Origin of the sequence: Bacillus ectoiniformans, assembly GCF_016908875.1 — a bacterium.
In the GTDB taxonomy this organism is placed as follows: Bacteria; Bacillota; Bacilli; order Bacillales; family Domibacillaceae; genus Bacillus_BX; species Bacillus_BX ectoiniformans.
The window spans coordinates 54,040-79,228 of sequence record NZ_JAFBES010000008.1 but is presented as its reverse complement, the minus strand read 5'-3'; the positions used below and the strand labels follow the sequence as shown (position 1 = coordinate 79,228).

23 protein-coding genes and 1 CRISPR repeat array (1 of these 24 cut by a window edge) are annotated in these 25,189 nt (G+C 41.4%); of the genes, 18 read left to right on the top strand and 5 right to left on the bottom strand.

The window, feature by feature from the left end:
• Positions 1-271: a CRISPR direct-repeat array (repeat unit 36 nt; unit sequence ATCATAATACAGCAATGGCTTTGATGGAACTATGAC) (it extends 2,931 nt beyond the left edge of the window).
• A gap of 143 nt (positions 272-414) precedes the next feature.
• From JOC78_RS11865 to JOC78_RS11855, 3 genes are all read right to left on the bottom strand, one after another.
• Positions 415-1,413, bottom strand: coding sequence for an ATP-binding protein (locus tag JOC78_RS11865; RefSeq protein ID WP_204556161.1), 999 nt, complete (start codon positions 1,411-1,413; stop codon positions 415-417).
• A 415-nt stretch (positions 1,414-1,828) separates the two neighbouring features.
• Positions 1,829-2,857, bottom strand: coding sequence for a spore photoproduct lyase (splB, locus tag JOC78_RS11860; RefSeq protein ID WP_204556157.1), 1,029 nt, complete (start codon positions 2,855-2,857; stop codon positions 1,829-1,831).
• A gap of 11 nt (positions 2,858-2,868) precedes the next feature.
• Positions 2,869-3,120 carry a transcriptional regulator SplA domain-containing protein gene (locus JOC78_RS11855; RefSeq protein ID WP_204556156.1) on the bottom strand — a complete coding sequence of 84 codons (252 nt, stop codon included), beginning with the start codon at positions 3,118-3,120 and terminating at the stop codon, positions 2,869-2,871.
• 174 nt (positions 3,121-3,294) lie between these two features.
• On the opposite strand from JOC78_RS11855, the gene JOC78_RS11850 reads away from it, so the two are divergent.
• The 4 genes from JOC78_RS11850 to JOC78_RS11835 all read left to right on the top strand — a co-directional run bounded on the left by JOC78_RS11850 (position 3,295) and on the right by JOC78_RS11835 (position 6,465).
• On the top strand, positions 3,295-3,942 hold the full coding sequence (locus JOC78_RS11850) for a uracil-DNA glycosylase (protein ID WP_204556155.1): 648 nt from the start codon (positions 3,295-3,297) through the stop codon (positions 3,940-3,942).
• Positions 3,943-4,026: 84 nt separating this feature from the next.
• Positions 4,027-4,821 carry an MBL fold metallo-hydrolase gene (locus JOC78_RS11845; protein ID WP_204556153.1) on the top strand — a complete coding sequence of 265 codons (795 nt, stop codon included), beginning with the start codon at positions 4,027-4,029 and terminating at the stop codon, positions 4,819-4,821.
• 93 nt (positions 4,822-4,914) lie between these two features.
• A complete protein-coding gene (locus tag JOC78_RS11840) occupies positions 4,915-5,367 on the top strand; it encodes a DUF4064 domain-containing protein (protein ID WP_204556152.1) in 453 nt (150 codons plus the stop codon).
• A 165-nt stretch (positions 5,368-5,532) separates the two neighbouring features.
• Positions 5,533-6,465: a manganese-dependent inorganic pyrophosphatase gene (locus JOC78_RS11835; RefSeq protein WP_204556151.1), complete on the top strand. Its 933-nt coding sequence runs from the start codon at positions 5,533-5,535 to the stop codon at positions 6,463-6,465.
• A 41-nt stretch (positions 6,466-6,506) separates the two neighbouring features.
• On the opposite strand, the gene JOC78_RS11830 is transcribed toward JOC78_RS11835, so the two are convergent.
• Positions 6,507-7,484, bottom strand: coding sequence for a glycine-rich domain-containing protein (locus JOC78_RS11830; protein ID WP_204556150.1), 978 nt, complete (start codon positions 7,482-7,484; stop codon positions 6,507-6,509).
• A gap of 183 nt (positions 7,485-7,667) precedes the next feature.
• Between JOC78_RS11830 and asnB the strand changes: the two genes are divergently transcribed.
• The 5 genes from asnB (at position 7,668) to JOC78_RS11805 (ending at position 13,345) form a co-directional block, all read left to right on the top strand.
• Positions 7,668-9,518 (top strand): asparagine synthase (glutamine-hydrolyzing), encoded by a 1,851-nt coding sequence (asnB, locus tag JOC78_RS11825; RefSeq protein ID WP_204556149.1) that lies wholly within the window; start codon positions 7,668-7,670, stop codon positions 9,516-9,518.
• A gap of 318 nt (positions 9,519-9,836) precedes the next feature.
• Positions 9,837-11,330 (top strand): oligopeptide:H+ symporter, encoded by a 1,494-nt coding sequence (locus tag JOC78_RS11820; RefSeq protein ID WP_204556148.1) that lies wholly within the window; start codon positions 9,837-9,839, stop codon positions 11,328-11,330.
• 138 nt (positions 11,331-11,468) lie between these two features.
• A complete protein-coding gene (locus tag JOC78_RS11815; RefSeq protein WP_204556147.1) occupies positions 11,469-11,666 on the top strand; it encodes a hypothetical protein in 198 nt (65 codons plus the stop codon).
• A 28-nt stretch (positions 11,667-11,694) separates the two neighbouring features.
• The gene (locus tag JOC78_RS11810; protein WP_204556146.1) at positions 11,695-12,159 is read left to right on the top strand and encodes a GNAT family N-acetyltransferase; all 465 of its coding nucleotides are present in this window, start codon (positions 11,695-11,697) and stop codon (positions 12,157-12,159) included.
• Positions 12,152-13,345, top strand: a complete 1,194-nt coding sequence (locus JOC78_RS11805; RefSeq protein ID WP_204556143.1) for an alanyl-tRNA editing protein — start codon at positions 12,152-12,154, stop codon at positions 13,343-13,345. The genes JOC78_RS11810 and JOC78_RS11805 overlap by 8 nt, the downstream gene beginning before the upstream one ends.
• A 303-nt stretch (positions 13,346-13,648) precedes the next feature.
• Here the strand turns inward: JOC78_RS11805 and JOC78_RS11800 are convergent, their stop codons facing one another.
• A complete protein-coding gene (locus JOC78_RS11800; RefSeq protein WP_204556142.1) occupies positions 13,649-14,413 on the bottom strand; it encodes a MerR family transcriptional regulator in 765 nt (254 codons plus the stop codon).
• A gap of 428 nt (positions 14,414-14,841) precedes the next feature.
• Between JOC78_RS11800 and JOC78_RS11795 the strand changes: the two genes are divergently transcribed.
• The 9 genes from JOC78_RS11795 (at position 14,842) to JOC78_RS11755 (ending at position 25,052) form a co-directional block, all read left to right on the top strand.
• Positions 14,842-15,090: a biotin/lipoyl attachment domain-containing protein gene (locus JOC78_RS11795; RefSeq protein WP_204556141.1), complete on the top strand. Its 249-nt coding sequence runs from the start codon at positions 14,842-14,844 to the stop codon at positions 15,088-15,090.
• Positions 15,091-15,218: 128 nt separating this feature from the next.
• Positions 15,219-17,348 carry a sigma 54-interacting transcriptional regulator gene (locus JOC78_RS11790; RefSeq protein WP_204556140.1) on the top strand — a complete coding sequence of 710 codons (2,130 nt, stop codon included), beginning with the start codon at positions 15,219-15,221 and terminating at the stop codon, positions 17,346-17,348.
• Between the two features lie 228 nt (positions 17,349-17,576).
• Complete coding sequence (locus JOC78_RS11785; protein ID WP_239587135.1) at positions 17,577-19,091, top strand: aldehyde dehydrogenase family protein; 1,515 nt, start codon at positions 17,577-17,579, stop codon at positions 19,089-19,091.
• A 30-nt stretch (positions 19,092-19,121) separates the two neighbouring features.
• The gene (locus JOC78_RS11780; RefSeq protein WP_204556138.1) at positions 19,122-20,501 is read left to right on the top strand and encodes a putrescine aminotransferase; all 1,380 of its coding nucleotides are present in this window, start codon (positions 19,122-19,124) and stop codon (positions 20,499-20,501) included.
• Between the two features lie 211 nt (positions 20,502-20,712).
• Positions 20,713-21,255: a helix-turn-helix domain-containing protein gene (locus JOC78_RS11775; RefSeq protein ID WP_204556137.1), complete on the top strand. Its 543-nt coding sequence runs from the start codon at positions 20,713-20,715 to the stop codon at positions 21,253-21,255.
• 27 nt (positions 21,256-21,282) lie between these two features.
• A complete protein-coding gene (locus JOC78_RS11770; RefSeq protein WP_204556134.1) occupies positions 21,283-22,386 on the top strand; it encodes an ABC transporter ATP-binding protein in 1,104 nt (367 codons plus the stop codon).
• Positions 22,379-23,182: an ABC transporter permease gene (locus JOC78_RS11765; protein ID WP_204556131.1), complete on the top strand. Its 804-nt coding sequence runs from the start codon at positions 22,379-22,381 to the stop codon at positions 23,180-23,182. The genes JOC78_RS11770 and JOC78_RS11765 overlap by 8 nt, the downstream gene beginning before the upstream one ends.
• Positions 23,182-23,982 (top strand): ABC transporter permease, encoded by an 801-nt coding sequence (locus JOC78_RS11760; RefSeq protein ID WP_204556129.1) that lies wholly within the window; start codon positions 23,182-23,184, stop codon positions 23,980-23,982. Before JOC78_RS11765 ends, JOC78_RS11760 begins: the two co-directional genes overlap by 1 nt.
• A complete protein-coding gene (locus tag JOC78_RS11755; protein WP_204556126.1) occupies positions 23,979-25,052 on the top strand; it encodes an ABC transporter substrate-binding protein in 1,074 nt (357 codons plus the stop codon). Before JOC78_RS11760 ends, JOC78_RS11755 begins: the two co-directional genes overlap by 4 nt.
• Positions 25,053-25,189: the final 137 nt, after the last annotated feature.

Here is a 25,189-nt window from a genome sequence, read left to right as displayed (position 1 = left end):
CTATGACAAACATCATGTCAGGTCTTTTGAATGGCATATCATAATACAGCAATGGCTTTGATGGAACTATGACTGAACCTGACACATTTAAAATTTTATATCCATCATAATACAGCAATGGCTTTGATGGAACTATGACTGTGTCTGCATTACCAGTTATTTTTTTTATATAATAATACAACAATTGCTTTTTTGGAACTATGACGCGGTTAATGCTTCAAAGTCCATCATTCGTATCATAATGCAGCAATGACTTTAATAGAACTATGACACGGGTAGGACGAGGAAAGTGACTAAATTAATTATAATGCAGTAATAGTTTTTAAGGAATTATTATCCATTAGCAACTTAAATTTATTTATTCTCTATAAAACCTCGCTTATTCAGTTTGGCAAGCTGAGTAAGCGCGTTTTTTCATTTCCTCCGATACTTAGTAGCAGGACCTTTTCCGATCCGTTCGATTTCGTTCTTTTGAATTAATTCTTCCAGAAAGGAGCGTACAGCTGATTTGCTTTTCACTAAATGCTTCTCTACCTGTTTGCTTGTAAAGTCAGATTGATCTGATGCCCATTGTAAAAAGCTTTGTACTTCGTTCATTTTTGAATTTTGAAAGATCTTCTTCGGCAGTGTGACTACAAAGGAGTTTGGACCGACGTTCCAGAAGGGGTGAATATCACTCGTTTCGTAGCTTTCTTTTATTCGCTGCAGCCCTGTTCCGTAACTCTCAATCCATTTAATTCTATAAAAGCAGTTAGCTAATTTAGGGTTTCTTGTTTGAGACACACCTAACTCTATATCTTGTAGTGTTAGTCCCTGAACTAATCCGCCTGTAGATACTATTTCTAAGCGGTCATCAAATATATGAATAAGAATGCTGCCGCTAAAGCTGTAATCTCGGTGAACGACTGCGTTGATAAGAGCTTCTCTGATAGCGAAAAGGGGATATTCTCTTTCTTCAATTCTTCGAAGGCCTTCAAAAGAGGAAAAAGCAGCATTGTGCATCATTAAATATTCGTAGGCATGATTGACTTGTTTAATTAGAGATCCCGTAAATTCTTTGCGATCCTGAAAGTTAATCTTGTTATTTCCTTTATACCTCGCGCACTTTATCGAGTGTTCACACTGATCAGAGAGAAGCAGCCCTAAATTGGTGTAATAATTCTCTTTATTTATTAAGCCGAGAGTCCTTTGTTGTGCTTCTTCAAAAGGAATATTTGTTTCTTTAAATACATGGGATAGCTCATTAAATGTCAGGTCTTGATTAAATGAACGCATATCTTCAAATTTGGTGCCATCTGAATCAATAATCATTTGTCTTATTGCTTCATCTGTATTCAGGAAGGCGATTACTTCCTTTTTAAGACCTTCTGTAATTTCTCTTTTTAATTCAAGTAAGGGTCCTTCTTTCAACATTGATATCCACCACGCTTCTAATTTATTCTTATATTGATTATATATGAATATTAATTAAAAATCGATTATAATCGATTAAATCGATTTTCGGTTAGGTGAAAATTCTTATTGAAAGGGAGTGAGACGACTGAAAAAAGTGGTGAGAGCAGATAATAATCGACCATTTTTAAAAAAAAGAGTTCATTAATGAGGGTGTGAAGATGTGACAACGGAAAGGTAACAATATCAGACCAAATTTTGCTCTGCTTGATCATTTTCATAAGGCTTATTAAAGGTCTATCAGCGGCTTCCGTGATTCTATCAGCACTTTCCAATCTCGGGGCGGCTATATATATTAAAACGCGCAACTAAAAAAGGCTGCCTGCAATGTGGGAGGTCATTTAGACGCTCCTGTATACAAGCAGCTTCTTTGAGATCAAGTAAAATACTCCAGCTCGGCTTTAGGGAAAAACTTTTCAATATAGCCGCCGAGTGTTTCTTTAATATCGGTTTGTTCGTCTTTTTTGTAGACGTATTTTCCAATTCCGTAACGGCCCCATTTGTATTGGCGCTTTTCTTCGTCCATTTCGAGCTTGGTCATTGGGTAATTCTTTTCGATCACGCGCTTGGCAGGCTTAGTGAAACGGTGCTGGATCAATTCAAATGTTAGATTCTTAGTGGCATAAGCAGGCAGTTTCGCCTCGAGCTTTTCAAATAATGTTTGATAGCCCGCTTTCCAATCATCATATAAGTAGATGGGGGCAATGATAAAGCCTAGAGGGTAACCGGCTTTTGCCACTTTTGCGGCTGCTTCAATTCGTTCATCCAGTCTTGATGTGCCTGGTTCGAGGTATTTAATCACGTAATCGGCATTCATGCTGAAGCGGAATCGTGTTTTCTCGTTATGCTTAGCATCCAGCAAGTGGTCTACATGCGCAAACTTAGTTACAAAACGAAGCTTTCCAAATTCCGATACGCCAAAATGTTCAATGGCTTTTTTTAATGTATGAGTGAGGTGATCGACACCGACAATATCAGATGTACAGGAGGCCTCAAACCGAGTAAATTCCGGCGCCCGTTCTGCCATATATTGATCAGCGGCTTCGAAAATTTCATCCACATTGACGTACGTTCGGATATACGGCTTGCTTCCCATCGTTGTCTGTAAGTAGCAATAATGACAATGCCCCATACAGCCCGTCGCAAAAGGAATGGCGTATTCTGCTGAAGGTTTAGAGGTATCAAACTTCAATGTTTTGCGAACACCGATGACAAGCGTTGATTTCGCTACTCGGTACTGCTGGAAGTGGTTATCTCCTGGCAGATTCCGCACCTGGTTGTGGGAAGTTGTCTGGCGAATCTCTACTCCCATTTTCTCAAACTTATCCTTCAGCTCACGTCCTAGCGGATAATCTAAGGCTCTTGGTTCAATGTAAACTAATTGAGGAACAAACGGTTTGACCATCAGCTTTCCTCCTATTCCATCGTTCCATAATAATAAGCATAGGCTGCTTCCGCTTGATCAGCAGAAGAATAGATCGCAATATCTGCATCTAGAGGGTAAAAGGTTTCATAAAGAAATAAGGCCAGTTCGCCTGGTCTGTCTGGATGATTAACAATCGCTGCTTCTTGAATATTTGCCACATTGTACGTATGCGGGTTGCGATAAAGAACATAGACAATATCGCCCGCGTGAAATGATTCCTGGTGTGATTCAAATACTTCCATGTGTAATCCTCGCTTTCTTTTCAACTCTCTTTACTATTCCACTAAAGGCACAAATCTTTCTTGTAGGCTGTTGGTAATAAATGAAAACAAAGAGGTTTAATTTTATCTGGTTTGACTAACGTTATGTGTAAAGGGTAGTAGGAGAAAAAAAGGAAATGTAAGGGAGGAGACAGTATGCAAATTCCTGAATCACTGGCGGAGCTTGGCAGAAAGAGGATCGCTCCTTTCCCTGCTGAGGGGTTTGTTTACGGCGGCGGTCCTAAGCGCCCAAAACTCATGTTAGTCGGCGAAGCGCCTGGTGAAACAGAAATTCATAATGGCATTCCTTTTAGCGGAAGAGCAGGGGAGCAGCTGATGGGGTTTTTAGAAAGAGCAGGTTTGACGCGGGAAGAGGTATATATCACCAGTGCTGTCCGAAGCAGGCCGTATCAATGGAAAAACAAGCGGACGAGACAGGGAGAAGTAGTTAAAAGAAAATATAACCGGACGCCGACAGCGAAAGAAGTGCTCGCTCATGCCCCGATTCTTGATTATGAAATCGAACATGTGGAAGCGCCGCTCATAGTTACGTTGGGGAATATCGGTTTAAAGCGGCTGGCAGGACCGAAAGCCAAAATCACTGATATGCACGGACAACTGTTAAATCAGCCTGTACAGCGTTTGAAGGATGAAACGAGCACATTTTATGAATGGACAGAAAAAAACTATCAAATCTTCCCAACCTTTCACCCCGCATCCATTTTCTATAACCGCAGCTTGCTTGAATTGATCCATGAGGATTTCGACCGGCTAAAAGAAATCGTACATCAGTTATCTAAATAAGAACTTTTTTCTTGATGTCTGAAAATTTAGGCCATACACTTTAAGAAAAGGTGTGGAAAGATTTCGCAATCAAGGGGGAGACTTATGGAACGGTTTGATAACAATGGGGTCACGAGTATAAAAGGCAGTGTAGGGGTACACGGTGTAAATATGAATGTATATATGTATTTGACGGATGGTGTGTTAATAGACACAGGGTCAGAATCATTGTTATCTGAATATATCCCATTCTTTCAGGCTGGGGACTATGATCAAGTCATCCTTACGCATTCTCATGAAGATCACACAGGAGGCGCCCGCTGGATTCAAGAGAATAGGCAGGTTCCGCTCTATATTCATCCAATGGCTATTGATGAATGCCGAGCGGACGGGGTGTATCCGGACTATCGCAAAGAATTGTGGGGTGAAAGAAAAGCCTTTAAAGCAGAACCTTTACCGATGACTTTTCATTCTAGAACGTCGAAGTGGCAGGCGATACATACACCAGGTCATGCGGAAGATCATTTGGTCTTTTTAAATCAAGAGAGCGGCACGCTGTTTTCAGGGGATTTATTTGTTGCGCCGAAATTAAGAATTGTGATGGAACAAGAATCGATTGCCAAGCATATTGATTCTTTAAAGAAGGTTCTTACTTATGATTTTGAAGAGATCTATTGTTCTCACGCAGGGTATATTCCAAACGGCAAGCAATTATTAAAAAAGAAGTTAGACCAGATTGTCAGCACTCAAGAAGAAATAATGGAGCTTCATAGTCAAGGTCTTTCTTCAGAAGAAATCAATCAGCAGCTTTTTCCCCGCGAATATCCATTAGCAGTGATATCGGGCGGCGAATGGGATTCAAGGCATATTATTCGTTCGGTTATTGCAGACAACGAATAATGTTTAAAGGAAGGATGTGCTGAAATATATTGAGTATCCTAAATCATAAAGGGTATATATTCATATAATTATTTAAAGGTGAGGAGGGAGAAGATGAAGAGAACAGCAGAAGGAATCTTAGTGATAGTTGGAGTCATTATTAATCTGATTCTAATAGCTGGTGGCGCTTTGATCAGTGTGGTGTCAAAAGATGAATCGATTCGGACGGAGTTGGAGAAAGAGCTGGCGAATGATCCTAACTTGGCAAGTGCGGGACTTGATCCGACAGCTGCTATGAACATGATTGAAAGTGTAGGCTGGGGGTTCGTAGCAATTGTAGCGATTAGTACCATATTAAGTGTCATTGCACTTTTCTCTATGCGCCGTAATAAAAAACCAAAGCTCGCTGGCGGATTATTGATTATTAGTGCATTGATTGTTGGATTGGCGACACTGTTTATCGGCTGGCTCCCTGCTTTACTGTTCTTAATTGCCGGTATTATGTGTTTTGCGAGGAAAGAGAAGAATCCTATGTACGGAGAGAAACACCCAGCAGATTCTGTATGAAGAAGCAGGGAGATCCGCAGAAGAAAAGACCTCTGCGGATTTTCCTTTTTTCTAAGGAAAAAGGATAGGAAAACAAGGAGATCTTGCGTTAAAATAGAATATGATTTGTGCGGCTATTATTAGGCGTACTACATACTACCAATCTGTAGAAAAGAGGGGAATACATTGAAAAAAGTATTAATTCTTGGACATAAAAACCCGGATACTGATTCGATCTGTTCGGCGATTGCGTATTCAGCGTTAAAAAATCAAATCGGCATGGATACTGAACCAGTTCGTTTAGGCTCTATCAGCGGTGAAACTGAATATGCCCTGAACTATTTTAAAGCTGAAGCACCTCGATTAATTGAAAAAGCAGCACCTGAAGCAGAACAAGTCATTCTAGTGGATCACAATGAGCGCCAGCAAAGCGTGGACGATATTGCTGATGTTCGCGTCTTAGAGGTTATTGACCATCACCGAATCGCTAATTTTGAAACAAGTGATCCTCTTTATTACCGTGCGGAGCCTGTTGGATGCACAGCGACTATTTTGAATAAAATGTATAAAGAAAATAATGTAGCTATTGAGAAAGATGTAGCTGGATTAATGCTTTCTGCGATCATTTCAGACTCCTTGCTGTTTAAATCGCCAACTTGCACAGAAGAAGATGTACAAGCAGCGAAAGAGCTGGCTGAAATTGCAGGTGTGGATGCAGAACAATATGGTTTGGAGATGCTGAAAGCTGGCGCAGATCTAAGCGACAAGTCTGCAGCGGACTTAATTTCTCTTGATGCAAAAGTGTTCCCGATGGGTAATTGCAAAGTAGAAATTGCGCAAATCAATGCGGTAGATACGAACGAAGTGCTTGAGCGCAAAGCGGAAATCGAAGACGCGATGAAATCAGCGATTGAAGAAAAAGAGTTAGATTTATTCTTGTTCGTGATCACTGACATTTTAAACAGTGATTCTATTGCTGTCGCTGCTGGCCGTGAAACAGCTGCAGTGGAAGAAGCATTCAATGTGACTTTAAAGGATCAAACAGCGACACTTGAAGGTGTTGTGTCTCGTAAAAAGCAAATTGTTCCTGTGTTAACGGATATCTTTAAGAAGAAATAAAGATAAGAGGGTGTGCCGAACTTGGCACACCCATTCTTATTTTATGAACTGCATCCCCCGCCGCAACCGCTGCCGCAGCTTGAACTTGAACCGGAACAGGATGAATCAGAACCGCCTCCTCCATCATGGTGGTCGTTGTATGAGGAACAGGCAAAACTTGAACAGCCGCTAGTGCTTGAATAACCCGAAGCAGCTTCTTTGGGCATAAGTGCGCCTATTTCTTCTAAATAGTTGTCGGGATGGTAGACCGAGTAAAATACCATAGCTGTTAATAAATATGAATAATTAGCATCAGAAGATAAAGGTTTAAAAGGTGCCAAGCTGTTGCTTCTTTGAATGGTGTCTGCTTCAGAAAGATCTTTTTGAAATAATTGTACTAAGGATCGTTTTAATTTCTCGTCTCGGTCTCCAGAATGAAAGTACTTTTCTAGCAGTATGTCTTCAGATTCCACGCGGAAATCATCAAGCAGGGACGTTTCCAAAGGGTGCTGCAAAAATCTCCCCCATAATATCCGGCTGTTGGGTGTGGGTTCGAATAGCTGCAAGTACATCCAGTCAAAAAAAGCTCGATCATGCGGAATAGGCACAACTTCCATCGTGGGATTATGGTGAAGAAAGCTCCCGTAAAACTCTTTAGAAAACGCCTCATAATCTTTTGTAAACATCAGCATTTCATGCCAAATCTCATCCACTTCTTCACTGAACATTGGAACAGAATTTAGTATTTTATTTAAAATAAAATATCTTTTTAACTCAAATAATCGCCAGTCAAAATCATGGTCGGTCCAATGTGGGTGGTTGGCTAATACACGCGCTTTGACTTTTGAAATGAATTCAGGCCGAAGTGATCGTTTTAGTTTTTTGACAAGCGGCAATACCTCTGGATGCCGGTAGCCTAAGTCTCTAGGTGGAGTCATCGAATGTAATTTTAACTTTTTAGGCTTTATCAGTGAATGGACAAGTTTGACAGCTAAGTAAAAAGCGATGACCAATACAACTGTCCAAATGAAACCAGTCATGTAACCCCTCCGTTTTCCTCTTTTATTCTATTATATTAGAAAAGTTCATCATTTACATTTGATTCCAATAAGAAATTACGTAGAAATATTCATGTTATATTTCCTTACATGAGTAATCCAAATCGATATAGTTGAATATATTGAATTCTAGGAAGCAAGGGAATAAAGGAAAGGATGATCAATATGTGTGGAATTACGGGTTGGATAGACTGGAATAGAGATCTTAGAAAGGAAACAGAAATCGTAAAAAAGATGACGCGAACATTGGCCTACAGGGGACCCGATGATTCAAATATTTGGAGTATTCCGCATGCCTCATTTGGGCATACCAGACTGGTCGTTGTAGATCCGAAAGGCGGCGTCCAGCCGATGACGAAGTCGGTAAATGACCGTTCCTATACAATGGTTTATAATGGGGAACTTTATAACACAGAAGATATTCGCAGAGAATTAGTAAAGAAAGGCTATACATTTCAATCGCACTCAGACACAGAGGTATTATTGACAGCCTATATTGAATGGAAAGAGGCGTGTGTCGATCACTTAAATGGCATCTATGCTTTTGTGATATGGGATCAAGAAGAGCAGCGGGTGTTTGCCGCTAGAGACCGACTGGGAGTGAAGCCATTCTTTTTCTATCATAAAGACGGCATGCTGCTTTTTGCTTCAGAGATTAAAGCAATTCTGGCACATAATGAGGTGAAAGCAGAGGTTGATCGGGAAGGACTGCAAGAATTATTCGGGTTAGGACCTTCGCGGACACCTGGAAATGGAGTATTTAAAGGGATATCTGAACTGCGGCCGGCTCATGCGTTCACGTTCAATAGAAATGGCCTAAAGGTGTGGCGATATTGGAATGTGGTCAGCAAGCCGCATGAGGATTCACTGGATGAAACCGTAGATCGTGTGAGATTTCTTGTGAAGGACGCAGTAGAGAGGCAGCTGGTAGCGGATGTTCCGGTATGTACATTTTTGTCGGGCGGAGTGGATTCGAGTGCAATCAGTGCGTTGGCAGCCTCCTATTTTAAAGAGCAAGGACGGGGGGCGCTTCACACCTATTCCATTGAATATGAAGAAAATAGTGAGCACTTCCAGTCCAGTCACTTCCAGCCCGATCAAGATGGACCATGGATTCGAAAAATGCAGGAACATATAGGGTCTATTCATCACTCGGCAGTCATAGATAATGAAGAACTGGCCAACCGGTTAAAGGATGCGGTGTTAGCACGTGATCTTCCTGGCATGGCAGATGTGGATTCTTCGCTGCTATGGTTTTGCGAGCAGATTAAAAGAGAGTTCACGGTAGGGTTATCGGGAGAGTGTGCAGACGAGATCTTTGGCGGCTATCCTTGGTTTCATCAAGAGGATTTATTAAACAGCGGAAACTTTCCGTGGATTCGATCATTAAATGAACGAGAGCAGCTGCTGCTTCCGAAGTGGAGAAACAAGTTATCATTAAAAAGTTATGTGAAAGATAAATATAACGGGATGGTGGCAGAAACTCCACAGCTAGATGGAGAAGGTCCTTTAGAAGCAAGGCGCAGAGAAATGTTCTATATTAATATGCTTTCCTTTATGACGACACTGCTTGACCGAAAAGACCGAATGAGTATGGGGGCTAGTCTTGAAGTGAGGGTGCCTTTTGCTGATCATCGCATTGTGGAATATGCATGGAATATTCCTTGGGAAATGAAGAGAGTCAACGGGTTAGAAAAAGGGATCTTGCGTAAAGCTTTAGAAGGAACGCTTCCGCATGAGATTCTTTACCGCAAAAAAAGCCCTTACCCTAAAACGCATCACCCTGGCTATACAGCGGCTGTAAAAGGTATGCTGAGCCAAATGATAAAGAAAGGAGATTCCCCGCTGCTAACCTTCATGTCTAAACAAAAGATCGAGGAATTAATTCAAACCGATGGATCCTCTTTTCAAGTTCCATGGTTTGGGCAGCTGATGACTGGTCCGCAGCTGATCGCCCATTTAGCTCAAATGCATATGTGGTTTGAGGAATATAATATCCGGGTAATTGAAAGTTAGTTATAGGAGGCTTGGTGGCTGCCAAGTCTTTTTTAGTGCGGCTCATGCGAAATTTGTCGAAATAGAGAGAAACAAATATGTCGGTCTATTATGATATTTTTTAACTAATTAGACGAGAATATTTATAGAAAATGGAAGCGTTATACTTTTTATAAGATTATTTATTATGAATTATTACAATTTTAGGACTTTCATCAGACCGTTGACAAACGTTTCGCAAAAAATTATTATAAAATAGTTTCTCGAAATGAGTAGATATTTGTCGTAAATTGTCACAAAGTTTTGAATCTATCTTTTAAAAAAGAAAGGAGTTTTCATGTGGATCCAAAGACAAAAGATCAAATAGTACAAAGTGTTCCTCAATCAGGTTTTTTCGGTCATCCTAAAGGTTTATTCACATTATTCTTCACTGAGTTCTGGGAACGTTTTTCTTACTATGGTATGAGAGCGATCTTGCTTTACTATATGTATTACGAAATTTCTAAAGGCGGATTAGGCCTTGATCAAGGAACAGCTGCCTCAATCATGGCGATTTACGGGTCACTCGTTTACATGTCAGGTATTATCGGGGGATGGATAGCGGACAGGCTGCTCGGTACGTCAAGAACTGTATTTTATGGCGGCGTTTTAATAATGCTTGGGCATGTTGTTCTGGCCTTGCCTTTTGGTGTATCAGCTTTATTCTTCTCCATGGCGCTAATCGTCGTGGGAACTGGCTTACTTAAGCCGAACGTATCTAGCATCGTTGGAGATATGTACAGCGAAACTGATACACGCCGTGATTCAGGATTCAGTATCTTCTATATGGGAATTAACATGGGTGCCTTAATCGCGCCTTTAGTGGTTGGTACAATCGGCCAAAACTATAATTTCCACCTTGGATTCAGTATTGCTGCTGTCGGCATGCTACTTGGATTGATTGTTTATGTTATGACTAAGAAAAAGAATCTTGGTTTAGCAGGTACGTATGTGCCGAACCCGTTAACAGCAGAAGAAAAGAAGAAAGTATTTATTCAAATCGGTATTGGGGTAGTTATTGTCGGTGCTTTAGTGGCGATTGGCTTGACGACAGGCGTATTAACCATTGATTTATTTACACTGATTGTCAGCTTGCTTGGTATTTTCATCCCAGCTGCTTACTTCTGGGTGATGTACCGAAGCGGCAAAACAACAGAAACAGAACGTTCTCGCTTATTGGCTTACATTCCTTTATTTATTGCCGCTATGATGTTCTGGGCGATCCAAGAGCAAGGGTCGATCATCTTAGCCACTTATGCCGATCAGCGTACGCAATTAATGATTGGTGACTATAAGATTCATTCCTCTTGGTTCCAGTCATTAAATCCGTTGTTTGTGGTGTTCTTAGCTCCAGTCTTTGCTTGGCTGTGGGTGAAAATGGGCCATAAACAGCCATCTACACCGAAGAAGTTTTCTGTTGGATTAGTGTTCGCCGGACTATCTTTCCTAGTAATGATTATTCCTGCGTACGTGAACGGTACAGAAACATTAGTCAATCCGATGTGGCTTGTACTTAGCTTCTTCTTAGTCGTTATTGGTGAATTACTATTGTCGCCAGTTGGATTATCAGCCACGACGAAGCTTGCACCATCTGCGTTCTCAGCTCAAACGATGAGCTTATGGTTCTTAACGAATGCTTCTGCACAAGCGATTAATGCGCAAATCGTTCGTTTCTATAAACCCGAAACTGAAATTATTTATTTTGGTGTCATCGGTTTAGTGGCAATTGGTCTTGGATTGCTATTATTCCTTCTTTCACCGCGAATTCATCGAATGATGAAGGGTGTTAATTAAATAGAAGATCATGTATGACGCTCCTCTGTATAATGAGGGGCGTTTTTTTGGTCTTTATTGAAAGGACTATTTGTTTTTAAAAGATTTAGATTGATATAATATGTTTTAAAAAGAGAGTGAAAGAGAAGGGGTGACTTCATGTCCCTTGGTTTAAGAACGTATGTTGCTTTAGTTTTTGCACTTCTTAAATCGCTGCAGGAAATGGTCGTGACGATCACGCATACGAAAACAGAGCTTGGTGAGATGTCGAACTTGGCGCATAGGGATTACTTAACCGGCATTCCGAATCGGATCTCTTTGTATGCCTATATTGATGCTTTAGGCAAACGAGTCTAAAGTTTTTTTCTCAAAAGGGGTGACTAAAATGATTATGCCTCTTGATCATCAGCAGGATGAAACAGCAAAAGGGATTCTTGCTATTCAACTGGCAGCTTACCAAAAAGAAGCGGAGTTATTACAGTTTTTTGATTTGCCGCCGTTAAAAGAGGATGCGGCTTGTCTGCAGCAAAGTAAAGAATCTTTCTATGGCTATTATGCAGGAGATGAGCTGTCAGGAATAATCTCTATGGAAGAAACGGAGCATTCTTGGCATATCTGCCGTCTGGCCATTCACCCGACTCACTTTCGAAAAGGAATCGGCAAAAAGCTATTGATGTATGTTATTCAGAAAGCGAAAGATGCGAAATTAACGGTGTGCACGGCATCAAACAATCGGCCGGCCATCGAGCTGTATACAAGCATGGGATTTATAAAAACGAAAGAATGGGTCGAGCCGCAGGGGCTTCACATTTCTTGTTTTGACAGAAGCGGGGGAAGTAAAGATGACTAATAAGATCTATTATCAAGATGCCTATATTCAAAGTTTGACAGCGGAAATCCACCATCAGCAGAAAGATGAAGAGGGACGCCACTACGCCGTGCTCGATCAAACGATTTTTTATCCGACGGGCGGAGGCCAGCCTCATGATACAGGCCGTTTAAATGGTGTGAAGGTGTATGGAGTGGAAGAAGTAGATGGAGAAATTCGTCATTACACGGAGAAAGAAGTTCATGCGCCAGACGGAGCGGCCGAATGTGAAATCGACTGGGGTCGCCGGTATGATCATATGCAGCAACACGCTGGCCAGCATCTTTTATCAGCAGTGATGGAAGAACTATTGGATATGAAAACTACCAGCTTTCACTTAGGTAAGGAAACCGTCACGATTGATCTGGATGCGGACAGCTTGACCACTGATATGATGGATCGAGCGGAAAAAGCAGCGAATAGAATTATATTACAGAACCACCCCATTGAAACGAAGTGGGTAACGGCAGAAGAAGCATCGTCTTACCCGCTTAGAAAGCAGCTTGAAGCAACAGAGAATATTCGTCTTGTCATTATTCATGGCTGTGATTATAGCGGGTGCGGAGGCACTCATCCCCGTTCGACAGGAGAAATTGCCTCTATTAAATTGTTGAAATGGGAACGTCAGCGCAAGCAGGTGCGGCTGGAATTTGTTTGTGGCAACAGAGTCCTTAAACAACTGGGAGAAAAGCATTCCGTGATTCAGGAGTTGACCCAAGTCATGAACCGTCCTGCTGATCAACTTGTAGCGGAGGCAAAACAGCTTCTTGAAGAGAAAAAAGCGCTTCAAGCCAAACTGGATGCGGCAGAAGAAGAACTGCTGGAAGTTGAAGCAGAATCGATGATTGATGCAGCCGCAGAAGGTAATGAGCTGATCCATCAATCTTATACAGATAGAAGCATTCAAACCCTTCAGCAGCTGGCTCGAATGATTACGGCTAAAGATCCTGAGTCACTTGTGTTTCTTACCGCTGAAAATGGCGAGCAGCTTCAGTTTGTCACAGCCCGCGGCAAGGATCGAGAGGAAGATTTGAAAAAAGCGACACAGCTAATTTTCTCTCTAATCGAAGGAAAAGGCGGCGGCAAGCCAGACTTTATTCAAGGCGGAGGAAAAAACATCATGAGCGGTGCCGAACTTGCAAAAGCCTTCATGCAGTCGTTAAAATAATGAACGATTCGTAAAGAAACAAGTTAGAAATGATGCGCAATACGCAGAAATAAAGCCCTCCACGGCCTGTGGAAGGCTTTTTTCCTGCTTGGACAGGGGAGTTCTGCTTATATCAGCAAGTTTTAATAGTTTATCGTCAAGTTTTGGGATATATCAGCAAGTTTTAAAATATATCAGCGACTTTCAGTGGTTTATCAGCAACTTCTCTTTGCCCAGCAAAACGCCTATCAGCGGATTACCACAATCCAACAGCGGAAACTCCCTTTCTACCAGCGGATTCACTATCTGCCTCGCCGCTGCACTCTACTTCTGCATTTCTCGATCACAGTAAATATGCATGGCTTGGCGTAAAAATTCAGATAAACCAGCTTGGTGGCGGTCAATATTGGCAGTGAACCGTTCATCGGTTACATAAAGATCTCCAAGCCCTCGAAATATATCTAGCGTGCAATCATAGAAATTCTTTGTGATGTATTGCCGATACTTTCCGATTAGATTCTGTACTTCTTCACTATCAGGTCCCAAATCCATTCGTACCGATATCTGTTGAAAAAGGTGATCCATCTCTCCCTGAATATTGGACCAGTCTTGATTAGAGTAGCTTTTGGTCCGTTTCTCTGTTTCTTCAACGATCTTTGTTCCATACTTCTCTTTGGCTTCTTCAGCATATTGCTTCTGATACGCTTCAATCTCTGTTTGATCAAATCCGTTAAACATATCTTTCTTCTCCATTTGTATCCCTCCAGTTAAGTGAGTAAGAGTTGTATTCACTGTTTGAATCATTTGTTCCAGGCGCTCCTTTTTCTTTAAAAGAATTTGCTTATGGGCTTTAAGAGCAGTGGTACGGTCGAAGTCTGGGTGGTGAATCATATCTTTTATTTCTGCCAAATGAAACCCCATTTCTTTAAAGAAAAGAATTTGCTGCAGCTGTTCGATATTTTCATCTGAATAAAGCCGGTAGCCTGCGTCGGACTGTCCGTCGGGTATAAGCAGACCGATATGATCATAGTGGTGCAGGGTGCGTATGCTGACTCCGGTCATATGGCTCACTTCTTTTACTTTATACATTCGCTTCACCTCTAAGTTCAGCTTAAACTATGACGAAACGTCAGGGTCAAATCTTTTTTTAAAAAAGCAAATTATGCACAAGTGAATAGTTTATGTGAAAATTCATAATTATTATGCGGAGAATACTTGTTATGCCAATGCGTATAGGGCGATACAAACAATCAAAGGTTACTTCGTGGATTGGCACGATAATTGCTGTATTGAGAGTAATATGTTTTTAGTTTGAAAAAGGGACGAGGAAGTGGAATCGGCAGGATGGGCAGCGGCTAAAACAAAACTACTTATCTAATTGGAAAGAAGGACAGGAGATTCATTTGTATCATGGCTGAGTATAAATGAAAACCGGCCACTGCGCTTCTATACCTGCTGATTACATTGGGAGGGGCATATAAAAGAAAACAAATAGGCAGAATGGAGGCTGATGAAACTTGTATGATGAAATGGTGACCAGTCCCTATGAAGGAGTGGTACAAGATATATTGGTAAATAAAAACGGAAGAATTTATGAGTGGGAACCTCTGTTTTTAATTAAAGGAGAGAAAGACCAGCTTTATTCTGTAAAGGCACAAATTACTGGAGAGGTGCAGTCTCTAGAAGTACAAAGGGGAGACTCCGTCATTCCAGGCATGGTCCTTGCGTATGTAAGGGAAGAGATCAGTCTCGGTATGAAAGAATAATAAAAAGTTTGTGAAAAGAGAAGGTGAAGCATCCATCTTCTCTTTCAAACTTCAACAATTATCTAACTTATTAAAATATTTAATTGGAAGTGATAGTATATAAATAGACAGCAAGAGGAGGTTAGGTTATGTTTCTAATTACAGAAGAGAAAGTGAAACCGTTTATTTCGATTGCAATAGAGGAGCATCGGGATCAAGATTTGATCGATGTGAGCCATATAAAAGAACCATACATATTTTTAAGCAAAGAGAATACACTTGTTTCCTATATACATTTAAAAAGCAATCATTTAGCACATAAAGGGCGAATTAAGTTTAAGACACTTTTATCCCAAGCTGTATGTATTGAAAACGTTTATAAATTACACAAAGAAATTTCATTGCCTATTGCTTTTCAAGTCATTGGCGAACCCCTTGCGATCGTTGTCAATGATCAAGGAGAACCGGCGGGATATTTAAAGAGGGAAGAGTTGCTGACAGAGCTATTTAAGCAGGAGAACCAAAGCGTCGACCTGTTAAAAACTCTGCTCACTTCTATTCCTATGGGGATGTTTGTTGTGGATCGGGAAGAAAACATCGTCAATTGTAATGACGCCGGTCTGAAAATGATTAAATCGACATCAGATAAAATCATGAATAAACCTGCGCGCTCTATTTTTCACTCGAACCACATTAAAAGTGTGTTTGCTACCGGAAAAACAATCTTGAATCAGATTCAAATTACGGATGAAATGGGCGTCTTGGTGGATTACTGTCCCATTATGAATTTTGATAATGAGTTAGAAGGCATGCTGATTGTGGTGCAGGACTTGCCTAAAATCGAAGAGATGGCCATGGAAATTGAAGATATTAAAAATTTGAATACGGACTTGAACGCCATTTTGTCTACCATTTACGATGAGATTCTAGTGGTTAACCATAAAGCAGAACTGATTCGTTTTAGTGATACACTGATTTCTGATTTTTGGAATGTCGACCTCCACGATTACATAGGCAAGAATATTTTAGAATTTGAAAAGCAGGGCCTTTTTACGCCGTCTGTCACAAGGCTGGTGATTGAAAAGAAAAAGAAGGTATCGGTTGTGCAGGAAACAAGTAAAGGGCGAAAAATTTTAGCTGTGGGGAATCCTGTATTTAATGAAAAAGGAGACATTGACCGCATCATAATTGCGTCAAGGGATATTACCGAAACGTCCAAACTGAAAAATGAATTGAAAGAAATGAAGAAAATTTCTGAGCAGTACAAGAAAGAACTGGACAGCTTTAAAAACCAAGACCGAACATTGAAAAAGCTCATGTACCGCAGTCCGAAAATGGAAAAGATTGTTCAGCAAATCAAGAAGATCGCGCAATTTTCTTCCACTGTTTTAATTACAGGCGAATCGGGGTCGGGGAAAGAAGTCATTGCTCAAGCGATTCACCAAATGGGCAGGCGTTCTGAAAAGCCATTTCTCAAATTAAATTGCGGAGCCATTCCGGAGAATCTGCTTGAAAGTGAATTGTTCGGCTATAGCAAAGGCGCCTTTACCGGAGCGGATAAAGAAGGCAAGGACGGCTATTTTAAGATGGCGGATCATGGAGTGCTGTTTCTCGATGAGATTGGCGAGATGCCTTCCCATTTGCAGGTGAAACTACTGCGGGTGCTGCAGGAACAAGAAGTGGTTCCGGTCGGAAGCACACAAGCCATTCCTGTGGACGTTCAGATCATTGCTGCTACAAATAAGAAGCTTGAGAAAATGGTGGAGGAAGGGACGTTTAGAGAAGATTTATTTTACCGGTTAAACGTGATTCCGCTGCGCATTCCTCCGCTTAGAGAAAGAATCGAAGACATCTCTGTGCTTGCCTTTCACTTTCTTCAGCAATTGAATGATAAGTACGATAAGAGTTTTCACCTCACGCCAGATGCTGTCAATGTACTCGAATTTTATTCTTGGCCCGGCAATGTCCGTGAGCTTCAGAACATCATTGAGCGTTTAGTGGTATCTGCTGATGATTCAGCGATCGATGCCGAATTTGTCAGCCGCTTCTTATCACTCGGATATGATTTTAAAAAATCCAAACCGATGATTACTCGAGTCATTCCGCTGCAAGAAGCGTTGGAAGATGTGGAGAATCAGTTAATTCTGCTCGCCATGAAGCAATACAAAACAACGACAAAGGCAGCGAAAGCACTCGGTGTCAGCCAGTCGTCGGTTAGCCGCAAATACCAAAAGATTATGAATGAAAAGAACGGTGAACCAGAATCACCCGTCTATTAAGTTGAAAACCTATTCTTCGCGAATAGGTTTTTTTATGCAATTTCGCATGAGTTCTTATGCTGAAACACATAGGTTATGCAAATTTGCATAAAAAATGAAGCGTAAATGTTAATGCGGGTCATCCTAATTCCCTATTCTACTCGATTTACATAAATATTTATTAAATTCTGACGTTTGGCACGGTAGTTGCATTATAAAGGGCAGGAGATCAAAAAGGAGGATGGGATGATGTTAGAAACTGAAAAGGAAAAAGTGAAAAAAGACGCTGAGGCACTTCAATTAAAAATGTATATAAACGGCGAATGGAAAGAGGCCAGCGATCAGAAAACTCGTGACGTGATCAATCCGGCTACTGGAGCAGTGATTGCAGAAGCGCCAGAAGGAACAGCAGAGGATGCCCAGGCAGCTATAGCGGCTGCGAAAGCCACATTCGAAAGCGGAGTCTGGTCGGATCTGCCAGCAACTGAACGAGCAGCTTACCTTTTAAAGATTGCCGATAAAATCGATGAAAAAGCAGAAGAACTGACGAAGCTCGAAACGATGGATAACGGAAAAACGCTGCGAGAAGCGGGGTATGACGTAGGAGATGCTGCTGCTTGTTTTCGCTATTATGCGGGAATGATTACACAGCCGGACGGCCATACGTATCATGTTGCTGATCCTATGCAGGCAATGGTTGTCAGAGAACCGGTCGGTGTATGCGGACTGATCGTTCCGTGGAATTATCCATTGTTGATGAGTGTATGGAAGATAGCGCCAGCTCTTGCTGCCGGAAATACAATCGTCTTTAAACCATCTGAAGTGACACCAGTTACACCAACGAAGCTTCTTGAAATTTTTGAGGAAGTAGGTTTGCCGGCTGGAGTAGCCAATATGGTTATGGGAGCTGGACCGGTCGTTGGAAATGAAATTGCCTCTCATAAAGATGTGGATATGGTGTCATTTACAGGCGGGACGAAAACAGGAAAACATATTATGAAAACGGCTGCTGACACAATGAAGAAAGTATCTTTAGAGCTTGGCGGCAAATCACCAAATATTATTTTTGCAGACAGCGACTTTGAAACAGCAGTTGATTACGCCCTGTTTGGTATTTATGCCGGAGCGGGTCAAGTGTGTTCAGCTGGATCTCGAATCTTAGTAGAAGAAAGTATTTACGAGAAGTTCCTTGCGCGTTTTGCTGAACGGGCGAAAGAGATCAGAGTAGGTGACGGAAGCGATTCAAAAACAGAGATGGGTCCTTTAGTCAGCCAAGAGCATTTAGATAAAGTGCTCAGCTACATTGAAATTGGCAAGGAAGAAGGCGCGCGTTTACTATGCGGCGGCGAACGTTTGATAAGCGACGGATTAGATAAGGGTTATTTCGTAGCACCGACTGCTTTTGCGGATACGACGCAGGAGATGAGAATTGTTCAGGAAGAAATATTTGGTCCAGTCGTTGCTATTCAGCCATTTAAAGATGAAGAAGAAGCGATCCGTCTAGCTAATGATTCCGATTACGGTCTGGCAGGTGCGGTATTTACGGTCGATGGTGCGAAAGGCTTGCGTGTCATTAAGAAGCTGCGGGCAGGTATTACTTGGATCAACTCGTATCACCCAACGTATAACGAAGCGCCATGGGGCGGATATAAACAAAGCGGGATTGGACGCAGCTTAGGAACATTCGGCTTGGAGGAATTCCAAGAGGTTAAGCAAATCAACATTAATTTAGAAGTAGAACCAATCGGATGGTTTGAAAAATAAACTAAAACTTATAACAGGAGTGAAAAATAAATGAGTATTAATGTACCCGAAGTAAAAACAGAAGAACAAGTATCAAGTGTGAACGATTATATTAAAAAGGTTTTAGCTTTAATTGAGAAAGAAGAAGTAACTGAAGAAGAGGCGAAATGGGTAACGAAAGAGACTGTGGACGGATTTAGAGAACATGTCAATCCAGGATTCCTCGCTTATCGGAAGACAGTAACAGAAGGCGGACAGTTCGCGGCGGTTGAGTGGTCAGATGAAGGATCTTGTTTTACAGATGTGAACGGAAAGAAATACATTGACTGTTTAGGCGGTTTTGGTATTTATAATGTTGGCCACCGTAACCCGAAAGTCGTTAAAGCGGTGTCTGATCAAATGAAACGCCAAGCGCTGCACAGTCAAGATTTATTAGATCCATTGCGTGCTATGCTTGCGAAAATTTTGGCTGATATTACACCTGGTGACCTGAAGTACGCATTCTTCACTAATAGTGGAACAGAGAGTGTGGAAGCGTCATTAAAGCTGGCGAAAATGTACAGTGACCGTACGACGTTTATCTCTACGACTCGTTCATTCCATGGAAAAAGTTTAGGTTCATTATCAGGCACAGCAAAAGGCATGTTCCGTAAACCATTCCTTCCATTGATTCCTGGCTTCCGTCATGTTCCTTTTGGAGACATCGACATGATGAGAAAAACATTTGAAACATGCGCGATGGTCGGTGAAGATGTAGCAGCTGTCATTTTAGAGCCGATTCAAGGGGAAGGCGGTATCATCATCCCTCCACAAGATTACTTAAAGCAAGTGAGAGCATTGTGTGATGAGTATGATGCATTGTTGATCTTTGATGAAGTTCAAACAGGAATGGGCAGAACAGGAAAAATGTTTGCCGCAGAATTATTCGATGTTGTCCCTGATATTTTATGCTTAGCGAAAGCATTCGGCGGCGGAGTGATGCCGGCAGGAGCGATCGTTGCCCGTGAGAAAGTATTCAAAAGCTGGTTTGATAACCCGTTTATGCACACGACGACATTCGGAGGAAATCCACTAGCTTGCGCAGCAGCGATTGCTACGATTGATATTTTGCTAGAGGATAAACTGCCTGAACGTGCAGCGGAAGTGGGCGAATACTTCTTAAAAGGATTAAAAGAAGCTGCCGCAGGCCATGAGGATAAAGTGTTTGAAATTCGCGGCCAAGGCTTAATGATCGGCATTGAGTTCCACCAAGATGAAATTGGCTATGAAGTGTCGAAAGGAATGTTTGATAAAGGGATTCTTGTAGCAGGTACGCTCGTGAACTCGAAGACAATTCGTATCGAGCCGCCATTAACCATGAGCTATGAAGAAGTAGATACGGTAATCCAGGCATTTAAAGAAGTATTGCCAACGGTGCAAATAACGAATTAACAATGGAGAGGCTGCTGAGGCAGTCTCTTTTTGTGTAAAGACAGACTTTAGTAGGGTTTTTCGTAAGTATCTTAAAAAACCATCGATTCTATTGCATTTTTACCCGGTTCATTTATAATGAAAAACTGTTATTAGTAAACTTAAAGTTTGCTAATAGAATACTTTATTTACTGGAAGTTTACTAATTATAAACATGATAGAGGGTAAAATAATGGAGATTGGCAAAAAAATTAAAAATCTGCGCTTGAAAAAAGGGTTAACTCAAGAAGAATTGGGAGAACGAACGGATTTAAGCAAAGGATATATTTCTCAGTTGGAGCGTGACTTAAGCTCGCCGTCTATTGAAACGTTTTTTCATATTTTAGAAGTGCTCGGCTGTTCTCCGAAAGAGTTCTTTGATGAATTGGAAAGAGAACAAAAAGTCGTCTACACCGAAGAGGATCAAACAGAATTTGAGGATGAGGAAAGAGGCTACCGCATTCAGTGGCTGGTTCCAGAATCAAATGAAAAAGAAATGGAGCCTGTCCGGCTGACGTTTCAAAAAAATGGAGAATTTAAAACGTTTGAACCTTCTTTAGCAGAAACATTTGGGTATGTATTAAAAGGAAGGATCAAGATTACTCTTGGCGGGCGGACTTATTATGCCAAGGCAGGAGAATCCATCTACTTTCATTCTTCTGACGAACATCAAATTGTCAATGATGAGGATGGAGTGACTGAGCTGCTGTTAGTCGCAACGGAATCATATCTATAGACTATATTTTTTGTAAAGGAGATTGTTATGGCTGATAACACAATTATTCGCTTTGAGCATGTAACGAAGCGTTATGACCAGGATACGGTCGTTTTAGACAACATTAGCTTTGAAATCGAGCGCGGAAAATTCTATACGCTGCTGGGTCCTTCCGGCTGCGGAAAAACGACGGTGCTTCGCCTGATTGCCGGCTTTACTGAAGCCTCATCAGGAAATATTTTGATCAATGGAGAGCGGGTGAATGATGTTCCCGCGAATAAGCGCCAAGTAAACACAGTATTTCAGGACTATGCGCTGTTTCCCCATTTAAATGTGTTTGAAAATGTAGCATTCGGCTTGCGTATTAAAAAAATGAGCAAATCAACGATTGAAGAGAAAGTAAAAGAGGCGCTTCGTTTCGTCAATCTAGAAGGCTATGAGAATAGAGAGATCACAGAAATGTCTGGCGGACAGCGTCAGCGGGTCGCTATTGCCCGGGCAATAGTGAATGAGCCGGAAGTCATTCTATTGGATGAGCCCCTGTCTGCCCTAGATTTGAAATTACGAACGGAAATGCAATATGAGCTGCGTGAACTGCAGCAGCGTCTTGGCATCACGTTTATCTTCGTTACCCATGACCAAGAAGAGGCGCTGGCGATGTCAGATGAAATCTTCGTATTAAATGCTGGCCGTATTGAGCAAAGCGGAACGCCAATGGATATTTACGATGAGCCTATTAATAAGTTTGTAGCGGATTTCATTGGAGAGTCAAATATTGTCGCTGGTAAAATGATCAGAGATTTTGAAGTGGAGTTTGCCGGTAAAGTATTTGAATGTGTCGATCGCGGGTTGAACCCAGCTGAACCGGTGGAGATCGTCATTCGTCCGGAGGATCTGGAAATCACTTCTCCTGCAAAAGGGAAAATTGAAGCGCGTGTTGATTCACAGCTGTTTAGAGGCGTACACTACGAGATTTGCTGCTATGACAAGGCCGGCAATGAATGGCTTGTTCATTCAACGAAAAAAGCGATAGTTGGAAGTGAAATTGGACTAGATTTTGATCCGGAAGCGATTCATGTCATGAGACTTGATGAGACGGAAGAAGAATTTGATAAACGCTTAGAGGCGTATGACGGGGCAGCCAATGGATAAGAAGTCTCGCAGCCTGTATTTAATTCCTTATGTATTATGGATTGGTTTATTTGTTGTGATGCCGATTGTCTTAGTTGTTTATTATTCATTCTTTGATTTGCACGGTCAGTTTACTTTTGACAACTACAAGAAGTTCTTCACACCTGTTTATTTAAAAATGACATTCGCTTCGTTTTGGTATGCGTTTTTAATCACGGCTTTTTGTTTGCTTATCGCGTACCCGACGGCCTATTTATTGACGAAATCAAAGCATAAAAAGCTTTTGCTCTTATTAGTTATCTTGCCCTCTTGGGTTAACCTTTTATTAAAAGCCTACGCATTCTTAGGTATTTTCAGCACGTATGGTGCAGCGAATCAATTTTTAGAAGCCATTGGAGTGGGATCTAAGCAGCTTTTGTTTACGGATTTTAGTTTCGTTTTTGTCTCTGTCTATATCTTTATTCCGTTTATGATTCTGCCTATTTTCAATTCGCTGGACAAAATGAATACTGGTTTAATAGATGCGGCACGGGATCTTGGTGCTTCCTCATGGACGACTTTCCAAAAAGTCATTTTTCCTCTGACACTCTCAGGGGTAAAATCGGGAATTCAGGCGGTTTTTATACCGGCGCTATCCCTGTTCATGATTACCCGTTTAATTGCCGGCAACCGGGTCATTACTCTTGGAACGGCGATTGAACAGCACTTCCTCGTTATTCAGGATTGGGGAATGGGATCGACCATCGCTGTCTTCCTGATTTTAACGATGGTCCTGATTATGGTTGTGACAGGAACTAGAAAGCGAGGCGTACAATAATGAAACATAATTCACCTTGGGCAAAAGCTTACTTAGCCCTGGTATTTGTCATCCTTTATGCGCCTATCTTCTATTTAATGTTTTATTCATTTAACAGCGGCGGAGATATGAATCATTTTGAAAGCTTCACGCTAGATTGGTATAAAGAGCTTTTTCAAGATACGAGACTCTTAATCATTGTGTTAAACACGATTATTATTGCTCTGCTATCGTCCGTTGCCGCTACGATCATTGGCGTGATGGGGGCATTGGCAATTGTTTATATGAAACGTACGATGCAAAATACCTTGCTTTCGTTTAATAATGTGCTGATTGTCAGCCCTGATGTTATTATTGGTGCGTCATTTTTGATTCTTTTTACGATGGCTGGAATTAAGCTTGGATTTACTTCAGTGCTTCTGTCTCATATCGCCTTCTCTATTCCAATTGTGGTGATTATGGTACTGCCGAAGCTTCAAGAGATGAGTACGACATTAATTGATGCAGCCAGAGATTTAGGTGCGAGCCGCTGGGATGTGCTGACGAAAGTCATTTTGCCTTATATTTCACCGGGAGTGTTTGCTGGGTTTTTCATGGCTTTAACGTACTCACTGGACGATTTCGCAGTTACGTTCTTTGTCACTGGAAACGGATTTACGACGTTATCTGTAGAGATCTATTCTTTAGCTCGGCGCGGAATCTCTTTAAATATTAATGCTCTATCAACACTTCTGTTCTTATTTACAGTCATACTTGTGATTGGCTACTATTTCATTCAGCAGCGCAATAGCCGCTCGGCTGGAATGGGGGTACGAAAATGAATCAATTATTGCGTGCACTCCTCGTTGTCTGTACGATCGCGGCTATTCTGCTTTATACGGTTTCCCGGCTCAATGCATCTGAAGGCAAAGTAGAAGGAAACACATTAACGGTTTTCAACTGGGGAGACTATATTGATGCCGAATTAATTACACAGTTCGAGAAAGAGACAGGCATTAAGGTCATCTATGAAACGTTTGATTCGAATGAAGCGATGATGACGAAGATTGAGCAAGGAGGAACGGCTTATGATCTTGCTGTTCCGTCTGAATATGCGATTGATAAAATGAAGAAAGAAAAGCTCTTGCTTCCGATCGATCATTCTAAGCTTCCGAATTTAAAATACATCGATCCTCGCTTTATGGATTTACCTTTTGATGAAGGAAATCAATATTCCATTCCGTATTTTTGGGGAACGGTGGGTATTTTATATAACACGGACAAGATTTCTGAAGGGGAAGTAACCGGATGGAATGATTTATGGAATGAAGATCTCCGCAATGAGATTTTACTAATTGATGGTGCAAGAGAAGTGATGGGGATGGGGTTAAACAGCCTTGGGTACTCATTAAACGACACGAATCAAGAACATTTAATCGAAGCGAAAAAGAAGCTCGATACATTGACACCTAACATTAAAGCCATTGTTGGTGATGAGATCCGAATGCTGCTTGAGAATGATGAAGCGGCACTCGGGGTTGTGTGGTCGGGGACGGCGGCTGAATTAATGTGGAAAAAAGATAACCTGGAATATGTCGTTCCAGAAGAGGGATCAAATCTATGGTTTGATAACATGGTCATCCCGAAAACGGCTAAAAATGTGGAAGCCGCCCACAAATTTATTAACTTCATGCTCGATCCAAAAGTAGCCGCACAAAATACGGAATACGTGGGCTACTCGACACCAAACAAAAAAGCGCTAGAATATATGCCGAAAGAGATCGTCAATGATGAACGGTTTTATCCTAGCCCGGAACAAACGGAAAGACTTGAAGTATACGAGAACTTAGGTCCTGATATGCTTGCTTACTATAACGAACTCTTCCTTGAATTTAAAATGCATAGAAAATAAGTGAAAGCAGCCACCTTGGCTGCTTTTTTGCGTTGAGAAAACTTCGCTCGGCCGTTCGCCGCATGTCAGCTCGGTCTTAGGTCTTAGATAAAGTTACTGCTCAGGCTCGTTATGAGAAGCCTTTCCTCCAGGTAAGA